9 protein-coding genes are annotated in these 16,440 nt (G+C 69.2%); 5 read left to right on the top strand and 4 right to left on the bottom strand.

Annotation, left to right across the window (positions count from 1 at the left end; translation table 11 throughout):
• Window positions 1-14: 14 nt before the first annotated feature.
• Window positions 15-2,426: a glucose/quinate/shikimate family membrane-bound PQQ-dependent dehydrogenase gene (locus IG194_RS04095; RefSeq protein ID WP_058490512.1), complete on the top strand. Its 2,412-nt coding sequence runs from the start codon at window positions 15-17 to the stop codon at window positions 2,424-2,426.
• A gap of 502 nt (window positions 2,427-2,928) precedes the next feature.
• Here IG194_RS04095 and IG194_RS04090 read toward each other — a convergent pair.
• The 4 genes from IG194_RS04090 to IG194_RS04075 all read right to left on the bottom strand — a co-directional run bounded on the left by IG194_RS04090 (window position 2,929) and on the right by IG194_RS04075 (window position 7,342).
• Window positions 2,929-4,365: a sensor domain-containing diguanylate cyclase gene (locus tag IG194_RS04090; protein WP_009621745.1), complete on the bottom strand. Its 1,437-nt coding sequence runs from the start codon at window positions 4,363-4,365 to the stop codon at window positions 2,929-2,931.
• A 192-nt stretch (window positions 4,366-4,557) separates the two neighbouring features.
• Entirely contained in the window at window positions 4,558-5,364 is an 807-nt protein-coding gene (locus tag IG194_RS04085) for a helix-turn-helix transcriptional regulator (protein ID WP_058490510.1), read from the bottom strand.
• 90 nt (window positions 5,365-5,454) lie between these two features.
• The gene (locus IG194_RS04080; RefSeq protein ID WP_009621747.1) at window positions 5,455-5,637 is read right to left on the bottom strand and encodes a hypothetical protein; all 183 of its coding nucleotides are present in this window, start codon (window positions 5,635-5,637) and stop codon (window positions 5,455-5,457) included.
• Between the two features lie 10 nt (window positions 5,638-5,647).
• The gene (locus tag IG194_RS04075) at window positions 5,648-7,342 is read right to left on the bottom strand and encodes an FAD-dependent monooxygenase (RefSeq protein WP_058490507.1); all 1,695 of its coding nucleotides are present in this window, start codon (window positions 7,340-7,342) and stop codon (window positions 5,648-5,650) included.
• Window positions 7,343-7,680: 338 nt separating this feature from the next.
• Between IG194_RS04075 and IG194_RS04070 the strand changes: the two genes are divergently transcribed.
• From IG194_RS04070 to narJ, 4 genes are read left to right on the top strand one after another with little or no spacing between them, the layout of a single operon-like run.
• A complete protein-coding gene (locus IG194_RS04070; protein WP_058490505.1) occupies window positions 7,681-10,329 on the top strand; it encodes a nitrate/nitrite transporter in 2,649 nt (882 codons plus the stop codon).
• Between the two features lie 29 nt (window positions 10,330-10,358).
• Complete coding sequence (locus IG194_RS04065; RefSeq protein ID WP_058490503.1) at window positions 10,359-14,123, top strand: nitrate reductase subunit alpha; 3,765 nt, start codon at window positions 10,359-10,361, stop codon at window positions 14,121-14,123.
• Entirely contained in the window at window positions 14,120-15,676 is a 1,557-nt protein-coding gene (narH, locus tag IG194_RS04060) for a nitrate reductase subunit beta (protein WP_009621752.1), read from the top strand. Before IG194_RS04065 ends, narH begins: the two co-directional genes overlap by 4 nt.
• The gene (gene narJ, locus IG194_RS04055; protein WP_043300132.1) at window positions 15,669-16,430 is read left to right on the top strand and encodes a nitrate reductase molybdenum cofactor assembly chaperone; all 762 of its coding nucleotides are present in this window, start codon (window positions 15,669-15,671) and stop codon (window positions 16,428-16,430) included. Before narH ends, narJ begins: the two co-directional genes overlap by 8 nt.
• Window positions 16,431-16,440 lie beyond the last annotated feature (10 nt).

The following is a 16,440-nucleotide window of genomic DNA, read 5'->3' as shown; positions in this document are numbered from 1 at the left end:
GAAGGAGAACACGCATGAGCACTGACGGTGCGTTTGGCAGGTCACGCCTGCTGCCGAGCCTGCTCGGACTATTGCTGCTGCTGATGGGCCTGGCCCTGCTGGCCGGCGGCGTCAAGCTGATGAGCCTGGGCGGCTCGCTCTACTACCTGGTGGCCGGCGTGGTGCTGGTCGTCACCGGCGTGCTGCTGGTGCTCGGCCGCGCCGCCGCCATCGGCCTGTACGCGCTGTTCCTGCTGGGCAGCACCCTGTGGGCATGGTACGAAGTGGGCCTGGACTGGTGGCAACTGGTGCCGCGCCTGGCGCTGTGGTTCGCGCTCGGCATCGTCCTGCTGCTGCCCTGGCTGCGCCGCCCGCTGCTGAGCGCGGGCCCGGCGCCCAAGGCCACCGCGCTGCTGGGCCTGGCCGTGGTGCTGGCCGGCGCCACCGCCATCGCCTCGCAGTTCACCAACCCGGGGCGCATCGAAGGGCGCATCGACCGCGCCAGCGCCGGCGTGCCCAACGCCGCCCCGGCGCAGCCCGAGGGGGACTGGCAGGCCTACGGGCGCACCGCCTTCGGCGACCGCTATTCGCCGCTCACACAGATCAACCCGGACAACGTCCACCAGCTGAAGCTGGCCTGGACCTTCCGCACCGGCGACCTGCCCGGCCCGAACGATCCGGGCGAGACCACCGCGGAGAACACCCCGCTGAAGGTCAACGGCAAGCTCTACGTGTGCACCCCGCACAGCCAGGTGATCGCCCTGGACCCGGACACCGGCAAGGAACTCTGGCGTTTCGATCCCAAGCTGAGCACGCAGAACGCGGCCAACTTCAAGGGCTGGGCGCACATGACCTGCCGCGGCGTGGCCTACCATGACGAGGCCGCCTACGCCGTCAAGGCCGCCGACGGCACTACCGTCGCCAGCCCGGCGCCGGCCGCCGGCAGCTGCCCGAAACGCCTGTTCGTGCCCACCGCCGACACCCGCCTGATCGCCCTCGACGCCGACACCGGCAAGGTCTGCGAAGGCTTCGGCAACAAGGGCGAGATCGACCTGCGCGCCAACATCGGCAGCTTCACCGCCGGCGGCTACTACTCCACCTCGCCGCCGGCCGTGACCCGCGACCTGGTGATCATCGGCGGCCACGTCACCGACAACGTCTCCACCGACGAGCCTTCCGGGGTGATCCGCGCCTACGACGTGCGCGACGGCCACCTGGTGTGGAACTGGGACAGCGGCAATCCGGACGCCACCGCGCCCATCGCCGCCGATAAAACCTACACCCGCAATTCGCCGAACATGTGGTCGGTGGCCAGCGTCGACGAGAAGCTCGGCCTGGTCTACCTGCCCATGGGCAACCAGATGCCCGACCAGTGGGGCGGCAACCGCACCCCCGAGGCGGAGAAGTTCAGCGCCGGCGTCACCGCGCTGGACCTGACCACCGGCAAGGTGCGCTGGACCCACCAGTTCACCCACCACGACCTGTGGGACATGGACGTGGGCGGCCAGCCGACCCTGGTCGACCTGAAGACCGCCGACGGCATCAAGCCGGCGCTGCTGGCCTCGACCAAGCAGGGCAGCATCTACGTGCTCGACCGGCGCAACGGCGAGGCCATCGTGCCGATCAACGAAACCCCGGTGCCGCAAGGCGCGGTGGAAGGCGACCACACCTCGCCGACACAGCCGATGTCCGAGCTGAACTTCATGCCCACCACCCTGCGCGAGAAGGACATGTGGGGCGTGACGCCGTTCGACCAGATGCTCTGCCGCCTGGACTTCAGGTCGCTGCGCTACGAGGGCATCTACACCCCGCCGTCGCTGCAGGGCTCGCTGGTGTTCCCGGGCAACTTCGGGGTGTTCGACTGGGGTGGCGTGTCGGTCGACCCGGTGCGCCAGATCATGTTCGTCAACCCCGACTACATGGCCTTCAAGTCCAAGCTGGTGCCCCGCGAGGAAGTCGCCGGCGGCCCGGCCCGCAAGAGCGAGACCGAAGGCGTGCAACCCAACGCCGGCGCGCCCTACGGCGTGATCATGGCGCCCTTCCTGTCGCCCATCGGCCTGCCTTGCCAGGCCCCGGCCTGGGGCTACGTGGCGGCGGTGGACCTGACCACCCACAAAGTGATCTGGAAGCACAAGAACGGCACCGTGCGCGACAACTCGCCCCTCCCGCTGCCGTTGACCATGGGCGTGCCCAGCATGGGCGGGCCGATCACCACCGCCAGCGGCCTGGGCTTCCTCAGCGGCACCCTGGACCAGTACCTGCGCGCCTACGACATGCGCGACGGCAAGGTCCTCTGGGAAGGCCGCCTGCCGGCCGGCGCCCAGACCACGCCGATGACCTACACCGGCAAGGACGGCAAGCAGTACGTGCTGGTCATGGCGGGCGGGCATGGCTCCCTGGGCACCCGCCAGGGGGATTACGTGATGGCCTTCGCGCTGCCGGATTGAGGGGGGCGGCGCTGGAATGAAAGAACGCCCGCGGAGTGATCCGCGGGCGTTTTTGTTTGCAGGGTTGGTAGGAGCGAGCTTGCTTGCGAACAGGCTCCCCGGTGACTCCTCTGCCAAGCCCACCTCTGTTCCCTCTCCCTAACCCTCTCCCTTAAGGGAGAGGGGACCGTTCGGTGTGCGCGGATGTTTCGGCGTTAGCCGGCTTGTACCGATTACCCGGCTGACACCAGATCCTTTCTCGGCACGGACAAGCCCCCTCTCCCTTCAGGGCGGGGCGCGCAGCCGAGGGCTGGGGAGAGGGCGCTCTGAAGGCTCTCCAAAGTCCCCGGCAAGCACTGTCCCCGAGCAAGCCCTCACCTCACCTATCACCGACTCCGTGGTTGAACTCGGCGCGCTCTTCAACGGCGGCTCCGGGCTCGGCAGCGAGCGGTGTGTGGCCAAGGTCAAGCGGCGGATAACGCCGGAGGCGTTATGCGCCCTACGCCAAGCCCGCCATGGGCGGTCACCCCACCACCCGATTACGCCCACCCGCCTTGGCCCGGTACAGGTTCTCGTCGGCCACCTTCAGCAGCGCCTCGACGCTCTCCACCTTGCTCGCCGAGGTGCTGGCCACGCCTATGCTCACCGTCACCACGCCGCGCTGGACCTTGGCGTGGGGCAGGGCGGTGGCTTCCACCCGCTGGCGGATGTCCTCGGCCACCTTGCGCGCACCGGCCAGGTCGGCGTTGGGCAGGATGACCACGAACTCCTCGCCGCCGTAGCGCGCGGCGCCGTCTTCCTCGCGGCGGCAGCCTTGGCGCACCTGTTCGGCCACCTTCGCCAGGGCCACGTCGCCCATGGGGTGGCCGTAGTGGTCGTTGTAGGCCTTAAACTGGTCGATATCCAGCATCAGCACCGCCAGGTCGCCGCCGTTACGCAGGTGGCGGTGCCATTCCTGGCGGGCCTTGTCGTCGAACCAGCGGCGGTTGTGCAGGCCGGTCAGGGCGTCGGTGCAGGCCTGGTTGCGCAGGCGGTTCTCGGCGGCGGCGCGTTCGCGCAGATAGCGACTGAGGCGGAAGGCCATGGCCACGGTGGCGATGTTGAAGCTCACCAGCAGGCCGCTGGTGACCACCGTGCGGCCGTTCCAGGTGCGCAGCACGCACTCGCTCCCCAGTTCCACGCTGACCGCCATGGGGTAGTCGCCGACGCGCTTGTAGCCGTGCCAGGCCGGTTGCGGGGCGTCCAGGTTGTCGTGCACGTATTCCTGCTGCCCGCTGGCGACGAAGTGCTCGAAGGCGCGCTTTTCCGCCTCGCTGTTGCTGCGCCCCGCGACCGGCCACCGGGCCAGCGGCGTGCCGTCGAGCAGGCGGATCGACACCAGGCCGCTGCTGTCGATCTTCACGTCCTCGATGAGGCTGCGCAGGCGCCGCAGCTCCTTGATCACCGCCACCACGCCGATCAGCTTGCCGTCCGCGTCGAGCAGGCTGCGGCTGAGCGCCGTGCTCGGCCCCGCGCCCGGATAGGACGGCAGGAAGGGATGGCTCAGGTGCAGACGCTGCGGTTCGGCCAGCACCGCGCTGACGTATTCCCGCCCGGACAGGTCCCGCTGTACCTCGGTCTGGTGGTGCAGTTCGCGCAGCAGCTGGCCCCGGGCATCGGTGAGGACGATGGTGCCCAGTTCCCCGGCGCTGTCCTCGTGCCCCCGCAGCAGGGCGCCCAGCGCCGGCCCGGCGACTTCGCGGGCGTCCGGCGAGACGACCACGTTGTTGAGTGTCTGCAGAGTCTGGGTATGCACCACCAGGTCGCGGTGCAGCTCGCGTTCCACCAGCAGCAGGATGTTGTGCCCGCTGGCCCGGGCGTAGGCCAGCGCATCGCGCTTCATGGCCAGCATCTGCCAGCCGGCGAGCAGGGACAGGCCGATGGCCAGCGACATCATGAAGGCGAAGATCCGGGTGGGCATGCGTGTAGTTTCTTCCCGTCGAGGGCAGAGATTGGCGTGCGAATTGTCCGACAATTTTTCGGCCGACACCTAGGCTCGGTCGCGCCATTCCCCGGAGTCCTTGTCCCAAGTCAGGCCAGTTCGTGGAATTGCGGATCGCCGCCGGGCAAAAGCGTTTCCGGGGTTTTCCGCGGCGCCCGCCTGGCGTCTGCGCTAGGCCCACTGCGCCTGCGTCGCCAAACCGATCAGCTCGCGCAGCCCGCCGATGCCCAGCTTGCGGTACAGGCGCTTGACGTAGGTGGCCGCGCTGGAGGGGCGCACGCCCAACTGCTCGGCGATGGCGTGGTTATCGGCGCCGGTCAGCATCAGGCGCAGCAGCGTCTGCTCGCGCAGGGTCAGGCCCGGCTGGCGGGCGGCCACGCGTTCGGCCAGCAGCAGCGGCAGCTCGTTGGCCTGCAGCCAGGCCCGGTAGTGCAGGCGCACGGCCTGGATCAGCAGCGGCGCGAGGGTTTCCAGGTAGTCCATCTCGCGGGCGCAGAAGTGCCCGTGCTCGTGGCCGCGGTAGAGGTTCAGCGACAGCCAGCGCTCGTTCTCGCCGTGGGCCAGCAGGGCCACGCGCTCGCTGATGCGCGGCTGCTCGTAGCACACGCGGCGGTACTCGGGGTGGGCGATGTCGTCGATGCCCTGGCGCTGCACCAGGATGCGCTCGGCCGGGCCGCGGCGGGCCATGGCCTGCTGGTTGCCGTCCTGGCTGTAGAAGCGTTCGGCGTAGTTGTGCGAGATGCGCGGCAGCGCCACGTCGCGGGCGCGGTCGGCGAAGGAGAACACCTGCGGGTTGCGCCGCGGCGCGTAGGCGAAGATGGTGCACTGCGCCAGGGGCACGCCGGGGCCGATCAGCTGCAGCAGGTCGGCGGCCAGGGTGCGGCTGCGGTTGCCGCCGACGCGGGCGAACAGGTTGGCGGCGTGGCCGAGGTTCAGGCTGTGCTCGACGCTGCCGGCGCGCAGGGGCCAGTACTGCATCGCGACGTCCCTCCGGGGTTCTGCGGGTTGCGGGCGCCGGCCACTGTAGCACCCCGGCCGCCGCCATGGCGGACCGGGGATCGGCCGGGCTCAGAGGTCCAGCAGGGCGGCCTCGGTCAGTTCGGCGAAGCGTTCGGGCTCGCCCAGGGCCTCGGCGGCGAGCAGCGCCAGCTTGACCAGGAACAGCTCGCGCTGCGCCTGGGGCGCGCGGTCCAGGGCTTCGGCCAGTTGTTCGTAGACGCTTTCCAGCCCGGCGATGGTCAGTGTTTGCATGGCGGTTCCCTCAGGCGTTGCCCAGTGCGGTATGGATGGCCCGGCCCAGCGCGGCGCCGTCCAGTTGCCGCCAGCGTGCGCAGACGTGCTGGTCGGGGCGCGCCAGGTAGGCGCCGCCCGGCTGCGCGGCGTACTTGCGGCGCAGGTGGCCGTCGGCGTCGGCGAGGCTGAGGTCGGCGCCGTCCACCGCTTCGGCCGCGCCTATGGCCAGGATGCGCAGCGGGATGCCCCGCTCGCGCAGGGCCGCGACCTCGGTCCGGAGGTCTGCGGGCAGTTCGCCGGCTTCGCTGAAGTACAGCAGGTGGAAGGCGGCGCCCAGGTGGTCGAACAGGTAGTCGTCCTCGCCCAGGCGGACGTTCGGCAGCGGCGCGCCCTGGCGCGGGCCGGCGGGGAACGCCGCATCGTCGTCGTCGCGGCAGTTCAGCGGCGAGTCGGTGTAGTCGTGGGGCCGCGAGGTGCGCCAGTGGTACAGCGGGCGGACGAAGGCCTGGCTCAGCGACAGCGACAGCACGGCATCGCGCACCAGGCGCTGGCCGGGCGTGGGCGGGGTCATGAAGCGGGTGCTCTTGCCGGCCTCGGCGATGATTTCCCGCGCCGCGCCGACGCGCTCGTGGCTGTAGGAGGGCAGCAGCGCCGGGCCGGCCAGGCCCTTGAGCGCCAGGGCCAGTTTCCAGGCCAGGCCGTTGCAGTCCTGGAAGCCGGTGTTGGCCCCGCGCACGCCGAAGATCGGCAGCAGGTGCGCGGCATCGCCGGTGAAGATCACCCGCCGGTGGATGTAGTCCGGCAGGGTCAGCGCGCGGGCGGAGTACACCGAGCACCAGTCCAGCTCCCACTGCGGGTCCTGCACGCCCACCAGGGCCAGCTGCGCGTCGATGCGTGCGCGCAGGGACTCGGGCGCCAGGGCCTGCTCCGGCGTCTCGTCGGCCGGCAGCTGGTAGTCGATGCGCCAGATGTCGCCGGGCTCGCGGTGCATCAGCACGGTGTTGCCGGGGTTCCACGGCGGGTCGAAGAAGGCCAGGCGTTCGGTGGGCAGGTCGAGGCGGATGCGGATGTCGGCGATCACGAAGCGGCCCTCGTAGGCCGCGCCTTCCAGCTTCAGCCCGAGCAGGGAGCGCAGGGCCGAACGCGCGCCGTCGGCGGCGATCACCCACTGGGCTTCCAGGGCGTAGGGGCCGGCGGGCGTGTCCACTTCCAGGCGCGCATGGTCAGCGGCCTGGGCCACGGCGGTCACCTTGTTGCCCCAGCGCAGCTCGATCAGCGGGTTGGCCCGGGCGGCCTCCACCAGGTACTGCTCCAGGCACGGCTGCTGCAGGTTGGTCATGGGCGCGAAGCGGTCGTCGGCGTCCTGCGGCGCTTCCATGCGGAACACCCGCTGGTTGCGGTAGAAGGAGTTGCCGAAGCGCCAGCCCAGCCCGGCCGCGGTCACCCGGTCGGCCACGCCGACCTGCTGGAGGATTTCCAGCGAACGGCGGGTGAAGACGATGGCGCGGCTGCCCTCGCTGACCTGCTGCTCGGCTTCGAGCAGCACCGAAGGGATGCCGTAGCGGGCCAGGTCCAGCGCGGTTGTCAGGCCGATGGGCCCGGCGCCGACGATGACCACCGCATGCCGCTCGGCCTGCGCGGCGCCCACGGCGGCGGTGAAGGCGGGGTGGACCTGGTAGTCGAAATACAGCGAGCGCCGGGGCTCGGTGGAAGGGCAGTGCATCGCGGTGCGTCTCCGGGATTATTGTGCTTGTGGGCGGATGCCGGTCGGATCGCCCCGACTCTACCCCCCACGCGCGACCGCGATGTCCCCGCAAGGGGACAACTTGCGCCGCAGCCTTCGCAGCGCTCTTGCACGGGCGTTCTGGAATTCTCGCGGAACCTGTCTACGCTCAGTTCTTGCACCAAAGCGGTGCCACGATAACGAAAGCAGCAACATCAACCGTGATTGGCCTGAGTGCGACGTTATTCGCTGTGGACCGGTAGCCGCCGGTATCGGGACTCGCCCCCGGGCCTGTAGAGCAAGCGCCGTTCGAGGCGCTCGCCAGGGACTGCGTGCGCATGGTTACGACCGTTCCCGCCCGGGACCAATACCGGGCCCTCGGCTTGTCGACGTTGGCGTTCACCCTTTGCTTCGCCGTGTGGACGCTGTTCTCCATCCTCGGTCTGCAGATCAAGGACGAGTTCGGGTTGACCGACACCCAGCTCGGCCTGCTGATGGCCACGCCGGTGCTGACCGGCTCCATCTCGCGGATCTTCCTCGGCCTGTGGACCGACCGCTACGGCGGGCGCTGGGTGTTCGGCCTGGTAATGCTGGCCTCGGCGCTGTGCGTCTACCTGCTGACCTTCGCCACGGACTTCTACAGCCTGCTGTTGGCGGCCCTGGGCGTGGGCCTGGCCGGCGGCGGCTTCATCGTCGGCACCGCCTACACCTCGGCCTGGTTCGAGCCGGGGCGCCAGGGCACCGCGCTGGGCATCTTCGGCGCCGGCAACGTCGGCGCCGGCATCACCAACTTCGCCGCGCCCTTCCTGCTGCTGGCCCTGGGCTGGCGCGGCGCCGCGCTGGTGTATGCCGCGGTGCTGGCGGCCATGGGCGTGGCCTTCATGCTGCTGGCCAAGTCCGACCCGCAGAGCCAGGCGCGCAAGCAGCAGCCCATTCCCCTGGCGGAGCAACTGGCGCCGCTGGCGGAGCTGCGCGTCTGGCGCTTCTCGCTGTACTACTTCTTCGTCTTCGGCGCCTTCGTCGCCCTGGCCCTGTGGCTGCCGCACTACTTGATGCAGGTGTTCGGCGTCAGCCTGGCCAGCGCCGGGGTGATCGCCGCGCTGTACACGGTGCCGGCGTCGCTGTTCCGCATCCTCGGCGGCTGGCTGTCCGACCGCTACGGCGCGCGCCGGGTGATGTATTGGACCCTCGGCGTGTCGGTGCTGTGCACCTTCCTGCTCAGCTACCCGCCGACGCGCTACATCGTCAGCGGCGTGCGCGGGGACCTGGAGTTCTCCCTGCACCTGGGCCTGGCCGGCTTCATCCCGGTCATCGTGGTGCTGGGCTTCTTCATGTCGCTGGGCAAGGCGGCGGTGTTCAAGCACATCCCCAGCTACTACCCGCAGCACGTCGGCGTGGTCGGCGGCCTGGTGGGCATGGTCGGCGGGCTGGGCGGCTTCCTGCTGCCGCTGACCTTCGGCATGCTCAACGACGTCATCGGCGTCTGGCAGAGCTGCTTCATGCTGCTGTTCCTGATCGCCGCAGGCGCCCTGGCCTGGATGCACTACGCGATCCGCATGGCCGAGCGCGTGGAATGGGCCGAGCAGCGCGAGGGCCGCGACCTGCCGGAACTGTCCACCCCCAGCAGCTTCGTGCTGCTGGACTGGCACCCGGAGGACGCCGCGTTCTGGGAGGCCAAGGGCAAGCGCATCGCCACGCGCAACCTGTGGATCTCCATCCCCAACCTGCTGCTGGCCTTCGCCATCTGGATGGTCTGGTCGGTGGTGGTGGCCAAGCTGCCGCTGGCCGGCTTCAGCTACACGCCCAACCAGCTGTTCTGGCTGGCGGCGCTGCCCGGGTTGTCGGGCGCCACCCTGCGCATCTTCTACAGCTTCATGGTGCCGATCTTCGGCGGCCGGCGCTGGACCGCGCTGTCCACCGCCTCGCTGCTGCTGCCGGCGCTGTGGATCGGCTTCGCCGTGCAGAACCCCAACACGCCCTACCTGATCATGCTGATCCTCGCCCTGCTGTGCGGCCTGGGCGGCGGCAACTTCTCCTCGAGCATGGCCAACATCTCGTTCTTCTTCCCCAAACAGGCCAAGGGCGCGGCCATGGGCCTGAACGCCGGGCTGGGTAACCTGGGCGTGAGCGTCATGCAGTTCCTGGTGCCGCTGGCGATCACCCTGGCGGTGTTCGGCAGCCTGGGCGGCGAGCCGCAGACGACCGCCGCCGGCACCCCGCTGTGGCTGCAGAACGCCGGCTTCATCTGGGTGCCGTTCATCATCGCCGCGACCCTCGCCGCCTGGTTCGGGATGAACGACATCGCCAGCGCCAAGTCCTCGTTCAGCGACCAGATGGCGATCTTCAAGCGCAAGCACACCTGGCTGATGAGCGTGCTCTACACCGGCACCTTCGGCAGCTTCATCGGCTTCTCGGCCGGCTTCCCGCTGCTGGCCGGGCACCTGTTCCCGCAGGTCGACGTGCTGCGCTTCGCCTTCCTCGGCCCGCTGATCGGCGCCCTGAGCCGCGCCTTCTCCGGCGGCCTGGCCGACCGTTTCGGCGGCGCCCGCATCAGCCTCTGGGTGTTCGTCGCCATGGCCGTGTGCGTCGGCGGCGTGCTGTTCTTCATCGGCATCAAGGACCAGCCGGGGGCCTACTGGGGCTTCCTGGCCATGTTCCTGCTGTTGTTCTTCTTCTCCGGGGTCGGCAACGCCAGCACCACACAGATGATCCCGGCGATCTTCCGCATCCAGACGCCGCGCCTGTTCCCCGGCCTGCCCGCCGAGCAGCAGGCGCTGCAGAGCGAGAAGGAGTCCGCCGCCGCGGTGGGCTTCATTTCGGCGGTGGCGGCCTATGGCGGCTTCTTCATCCCGAAGTCGTTCGGCAGCTCGTTCGACCTGACCGGTGGGCCGGAGTGGGCGCTCTACGGCTTCATCGTCTTCTACGCCCTGTGCATCGTCGTGACCTGGTTCTACTACACCCGCCGTAACGCCGAGGTGAGCTGCTAGCCATCCGGCCCGCGCCGAGGAGGAGAGAAATGAGTTACTTCATCGACCGCCTGCGCTACCTGGTCAAACGCCCGCCGGAATTCGCCGGCGGCCACGGCGAGACCCGCGACGAGAGCCGCGCCTGGGAAGACGGCTACCGCCAGCGCTGGCAGTTCGACAAGATCGCCCGCTCCACCCACGGGGTGAACTGCACCGGCTCGTGCAGCTGGAAGATCTACGTGAAGAACGGCCTGGTCACCTGGGAAACCCAGCAGACCGACTACCCGCGCACCCGCCCGGACCTGCCCAACCACGAGCCGCGCGGTTGCCCGCGCGGGGCCAGCTACTCCTGGTACCTGTACAGCGCCAACCGGCTGAAATACCCGCTGGTGCGCAAGGCGCTGATCCAGCTGTGGCGCGAGGCGCTGGCCGCGCACAAGGACCCGGTGCAGGCCTGGGCGAGCATCGTCGAAGACCCGCAGAAGGCGAAGCAGTACAAATCCATCCGCGGCCGCGGCGGCTTCGTGCGTAGCGACTGGGACGAGCTGCAGACGCTGGTCGCCGCGGCCAACGTCTACACCATCAAGACCTACGGCCCGGACCGCGTCGCCGGCTTCTCGCCGATCCCGGCCATGTCCATGGTCAGCTACGCCTCGGGCACCCGCTACCTGTCGCTGATCGGCGGGGTGTGCCTGAGCTTCTACGACTGGTACTGCGACCTGCCGCCCGCATCCCCACAAGTGTGGGGCGAGCAGACCGACGTGCCCGAGTCCGCCGACTGGTACAACTCCGGCTACCTCATCGCCTGGGGCAGCAACGTGCCGCAGACGCGCACCCCCGATGCGCACTTCTTCACCGAGGTGCGCTACAAGGGCACCAAGACCGTAGCCATCACCCCGGACTACGCGGAAATCTCCAAGCTCTGCGATGAGTGGATGAGCGCCAAGCAGGGCACCGACTCGGCCCTGGCCATCGCCATGGGCCATGTGATCTTCAAGGAATTCCACCTGGAGAACCCGCGGAGCTATTTCACCGACTACGCGCGCCGCTACACCGACCTGCCGATCCTGGTGGAGCTGGAGCCGCGCGCCGAAGGCGGCCTGGTCCCCGGCAAGCAACTGCGCGCCGCGGACTTCGCCGGCAACCTGGCGCAGGCCAACAACCCCGAATGGAAGACCGTGGCCTGGGACGAGGCGGGCGAGCGCCTGGTGGTGCCGCGCGGCTCCATCGGCTTCCGCTGGGGCGAGTCCGGCCACTGGAACCTGGAGCCGGTGGACGCCGAGGGCCGCGAGGTGCGCCTGGCGCTGTCGCTGCTGGGCCGCCACGACGAAGTGGCGCGGGTGGCCTTCCCGTACTTCGGCGGCATCGAGCGCAAGCACTTCCCCAACGTGCCGGTGCGCGACGTGCTCTACCACCACGTGCCGGCCAAGCGCCTGCAACTGGCCGACGGCCGCGAGGCGCTGGTGGCCAGCGTGTTCGACCTGATGGCCGCCAACTACGGCATCGACCGCGGCCTGCAGCCCACCGTGGGCGGCGCCGGCGAGGACGACGGCGCCAGCGACTACGGCCAGCTCAAGCCCTACACCCCGGCCTGGCAGCAGGCCATCACCGGGGTGCCGGCGGCGCAGATGATCCGCATCGCCCGCGAGTTCGCCGAGAACGCCGACAAGACCCACGGCCGCTCCATGATCATCGTCGGCGCCGGGATGAACCACTGGTACCACATGGACATGAACTACCGCGGGCTGATCAACATGCTGATCCTCTGCGGCTGCATCGGCCAGAGCGGCGGCGGCTGGTCGCACTACGTCGGCCAGGAGAAGCTGCGCCCGCAGACCGGCTGGACGCCCCTGGCCTTCGCCCTGGACTGGCACCGCCCGCCGCGGCACATGAACGGCACCTCGTTCTTCTACAACCACTCCAGCCAGTGGCGCTACGAGAAGCTGGAAGTGAAGGAACTGCTCTCGCCCCTGGCCCGGCCGCAGGACTTCAGCGGCAGCCTGGTGGACTTCAACGTGCGCGCCGAGCGCATGGGCTGGCTGCCCTCGGCGCCGCAACTGGGCACCAACCCGCTGCGCCTGGCCGCCGCGGCCCAGGCCGCCGGCAAGAGCACCGCCGACTACGTGGTGGAGCAGCTCAAGAGCGGCCAGCTGCGCTTCGCCAGCGAAGACCCGGACAACCCGCAGAACCACCCGCGCAACCTGTTCGTCTGGCGCTCCAACCTGCTGGGCAGCTCGGGCAAGGGCCACGAATACATGCTCAAGTACTTGCTCGGCACGAAGAACGGCGTGCTCGGCAAGGACCTGGGCGAGGCCGGCAAGCAGAAGCCCGAGGAAGTGGTCTGGAAGGACGAGCCCATCGAGGGCAAGCTCGACCTGCTGGTGACCCTCGACTTCCGCATGTCCACCACCTGCCTGTACTCCGACGTGGTGCTGCCGACCGCCACCTGGTACGAGAAGGACGACCTCAACACCTCGGACATGCACCCCTTCATCCACCCGCTCACCGCCGCCACCGACCCGGCCTGGGAAGCGCGCAGCGACTGGCAGATCTACGACGGCATCGCCCGCGCCTTCTCGCGCCTGTGCGTCGGCCACCTGGGCGAGGAGACGGACCTGGTGACCCTGCCGCTGCAGCACGACAGCCCCGGCGAGCTGGCCCAGCCCGAAGTGCGCGACTGGAAGAAGGGCGAGTGCGAGCCCATCCCCGGCAAGACCATGCCCTCGCTGATCGAGGTCAAGCGCAACTACCCGGAAACCTATGAGCGCTTCAGCTCCGTGGGCCCGTTGCTGGACACCCTGGGCAACGGCGGCAAGGGCATCGCCTGGCAGACCCAGGAAGAGGTCGACCTGCTCGGCAAGCTCAACTACCGCAAGCTCGACGGCTCCGCCGAAGGGCGGCCACGGCTGGCCTCGGCGGTGGACGCGGCGGAGATGATCCTCACCCTGGCCCCGGAAACCAACGGCCAGGTGGCGGTCAAGGCCTGGGCCGCGCTGTCGAAGATCACCGGGCGCGACCACACCCACCTGGCGCGGCCCAAGCAGGAAGAGAAAATCCGCTTCCGCGACCTGGTGGCGCAGCCGCGCAAGATCATCTCCAGCCCCACCTGGTCGGGCCTGGAGGACGAGCACGTGAGCTACAACGCCTGCTACACCAACGTCCACGAACTGATCCCCTGGCGCACGTTGACCGGCCGCCAGCAGTTCTACCAGGACCACCCCTGGATGCGCGCCTTCGGCGAGAGCCTGATGGTCTACCGCCCGCCCATCGACACCAAGGCCGCCGCCAGCGTCGCCGAGCCGCGCAGCAACGGCAACCCGGAAATCGCCCTGAACTGGCTGACGCCGCACCAGAAGTGGGGCATCCACTCCACCTACAGCGACAACCTGCTGATGCAGACGCTGTCGCGCGGCGGGCCCATCGTCTGGATCAGCGAGGACGACGCGCGCGCCATCGGCGTGGTCGACAACGACTGGATCGAGCTCTACAACGCCAACGGCGCCATCGCCGCGCGGGCGGTGGTCAGCCAGCGGGTGCGCCCGGGCATGGCGATGATGTACCACGCCCAGGAACGCATCCTGAATATCCCCGGCTCGGAAGTGACGGGTACGCGCGGCGGCATCCACAACTCGGTGACGCGGGTGTGCCCCAAGCCGACCCACATGATCGGCGGCTACGCGCAGCTGTCCTACGGCTTCAACTACTACGGCACCGTTGGCTCCAACCGCGACGAGTTCGTCATCGTGCGCAAGATGAAGCGCATCGACTGGCTCGACGGCGAAGGCAACGACTACCAGCAGGAGGCGGTGAAATGAAGATCCGTTCCCAGGTCGGCATGGTCCTCAACCTCGACAAGTGCATCGGCTGCCACACCTGCTCGGTCACCTGCAAGAACGTCTGGACCAGCCGCGAAGGCATCGAGTACGCCTGGTACAACAACGTCGAGACCAAGCCCGGCATCGGCTACCCCAAGGAATGGGAGAACCAGAAGAAATGGAACGGCGGCTGGGTGCGCAACGCCGACGGCTCCATCAACCCGCGCATCGGCGGCAAGTGGCGGGTGCTGGCGAACATCTTCGCCAACCCCGACCTGCCGCAGATCGACGACTACTACGAACCCTTCACCTTCGACTACCAGCACCTGCACAGCGCCGCCCAGGGCGAGCACCAGCCGGTGGCGCGGCCGCGCTCGCTGATCAGCGGGCTGCGCATGGACAAGGTGGAATGGGGGCCGAACTGGGAAGAACTGCTGGGCACCGAGTTCGCCAAGCGGCGCAAGGACATCAACTTCGAGCAGGTCCAGGCCGACATCTACGGGCAGTTCGAGAACACCTTCATGATGTACCTGCCGCGCCTGTGCGAGCACTGCCTGAACCCGGCGTGCGTGGCCTCGTGCCCCAGCGGCGCCATCTACAAGCGCGAGGAAGACGGCATCGTCCTGATCGACCAGGACAAGTGCCGCGGCTGGCGCATGTGCATCAGCGGCTGCCCGTACAAGAAGATCTACTACAACTGGAAGAGCGGCAAATCCGAGAAGTGCATCTTCTGCTACCCGCGCATCGAGACCGGCCAGCCGACGGTCTGCTCCGAGACCTGCGTGGGGCGCATCCGCTACCTCGGCGTGCTGCTCTACGACGCCGACCGCATCGAGGAAGTGGCCGCCTCGGCGGACGACCGCGACCTCTACCACCGCCAGTGCGAAATCTTCCTCGACCCCCACGACCCGCAAGTGATCGAGCAGGCGCGCAAGGATGGCGTGCCCGACAGCGTCATCGCCGCGGCCCAGGCCTCGCCGGTGTACAAGCTGGCCATCGACTGGCAGCTGGCGCTGCCGCTGCACCCGGAATACCGCACCCTGCCGATGGTCTGGTACGTGCCGCCGCTGTCGCCCATCCAGTCCGCCGCCGAGGCCGGCCACGTGGAATTCGACGGCGTGCTGCCGAAGATCGAATCGCTGCGCATCCCCGTGCGCTACCTGGCCAACATGCTCACCGCCGGCGAAGAGGCGCCGGTGGTGCTGGCCCTCAAGCGGCTGATGGCCATGCGCGTGTACATGCGCGCCAAGCACGTGGACGGCACCCTCAACAGCGAAGTGCTGCAACAGGTCGGCCTGAGCCAGCGCCAGGTGGAAGAGATGTACCGCTACCTGGCCATCGCCAACTACGAGGACCGCTTCGTCATCCCCACCGGCCACCGCGAGGCCCTGCCCGACGCCTACGCCGAGCGCAGCGGTTGCGGCTTCACCTTCGGCAACGGCTGCCACGGCGGCAACAGCGAGGTCAGCCTGTTCGGCGGCAGCAAGCAGACCACCACCCTGGTCAAGCCGGTGCAGACCTTCGACCCGGTGGAGGACAGCCGCCATGGATGAGCGCCAGCCCCAGGGCCTGCTGAGCCTGCGCGTGCTGGCCCGGCTGCTCGACTACCCCTGCGCCGAGCTGCAGGCGGCGGCCGGCGAGCTGGCCGCCATCCTCGACGACGAGACGCGTCTGCCCGAGCCCCTGCGCAAGCGCCTGGGCCAGTGGTGCCAACGCCTGGCGCAGAGCGACCTGCTGGACTTGCAGGAAGCCTACGTCGAACTCTTCGACCGCGGCCGCTCGGTCTCGCTGCTGCTGTTCGAGCACGTCCACGGCGAGTCCCGCGACCGCGGCCAGGCCATGGTCGACCTGCTGGCCGAGTACGAGGCCGCCGGCTTCCAGCTCGACGCCCGCGAGTTGCCCGACCACCTGCCGCTGTTCCTCGAATACCTCTCCACCCGCAGCCACGCCGAGATCGGCCAGTGGCTGGGCGACATCCAGCACATCCTCGCGCTGCTCGCCGCGCGCCTGGAAGAGCGCGGCGCCGACCACGCCCTGGTGCCCCACGCGCTGCTGGCGCTGATCGGCCGCAGCGAGCTGATCCAGCAGCAGCGCCCGGCGGTCGAGGGGGAGGCGCCGGACCACACCCCGCAGGCCCTGGACGCGGTGTGGGAAGAGGAAATCGTCCGCTTCAACGCCGAGACCGACCAGGACTGCAGCCTGCAGTCCGCCGAGGGCCGGCGCCTGGCCGAGCGCAAGTACCAGGCGCTGCCCCAGGTCGTCCAGGTCCTGCCCGCCACCCCGTCGCCCCTGGCGGACGGCCAATGAACGGAGGCTC

Origin of the sequence: Pseudomonas sp. ADPe (genome assembly GCF_014843515.1) — a bacterium.
Lineage (GTDB): Bacteria > Pseudomonadota > Gammaproteobacteria > Pseudomonadales > Pseudomonadaceae > Pseudomonas > Pseudomonas citronellolis.
The sequence above is the reverse complement of the archived record's forward strand: the minus strand, read 5'-3'. Positions and strand labels throughout refer to the sequence as shown.

Excerpts from the sequence above, each read along its gene's own strand:
- IG194_RS04095 (WP_058490512.1), top strand. The coding sequence starts at position 15 with ATGAGCACTGACGGTGCGTTTGGCAGGTCACGCCTGCTGCCGAGCCTG.
- IG194_RS04090 (WP_009621745.1), bottom strand. The coding sequence starts at position 4,365 with ATGCCCACCCGGATCTTCGCCTTCATGATGTCGCTGGCCATCGGCCTG.
- IG194_RS04085 (WP_058490510.1), bottom strand. The coding sequence starts at position 5,364 with ATGCAGTACTGGCCCCTGCGCGCCGGCAGCGTCGAGCACAGCCTGAAC.
- IG194_RS04080 (WP_009621747.1), bottom strand. The coding sequence starts at position 5,637 with ATGCAAACACTGACCATCGCCGGGCTGGAAAGCGTCTACGAACAACTG.
- IG194_RS04075 (WP_058490507.1), bottom strand. The coding sequence starts at position 7,342 with ATGCACTGCCCTTCCACCGAGCCCCGGCGCTCGCTGTATTTCGACTAC.
- IG194_RS04070 (WP_058490505.1), top strand. The coding sequence starts at position 7,681 with ATGGTTACGACCGTTCCCGCCCGGGACCAATACCGGGCCCTCGGCTTG.
- IG194_RS04065 (WP_058490503.1), top strand. The coding sequence starts at position 10,359 with ATGAGTTACTTCATCGACCGCCTGCGCTACCTGGTCAAACGCCCGCCG.
- narH (WP_009621752.1), top strand. The coding sequence starts at position 14,120 with ATGAAGATCCGTTCCCAGGTCGGCATGGTCCTCAACCTCGACAAGTGC.
- narJ (WP_043300132.1), top strand. The coding sequence starts at position 15,669 with ATGGATGAGCGCCAGCCCCAGGGCCTGCTGAGCCTGCGCGTGCTGGCC.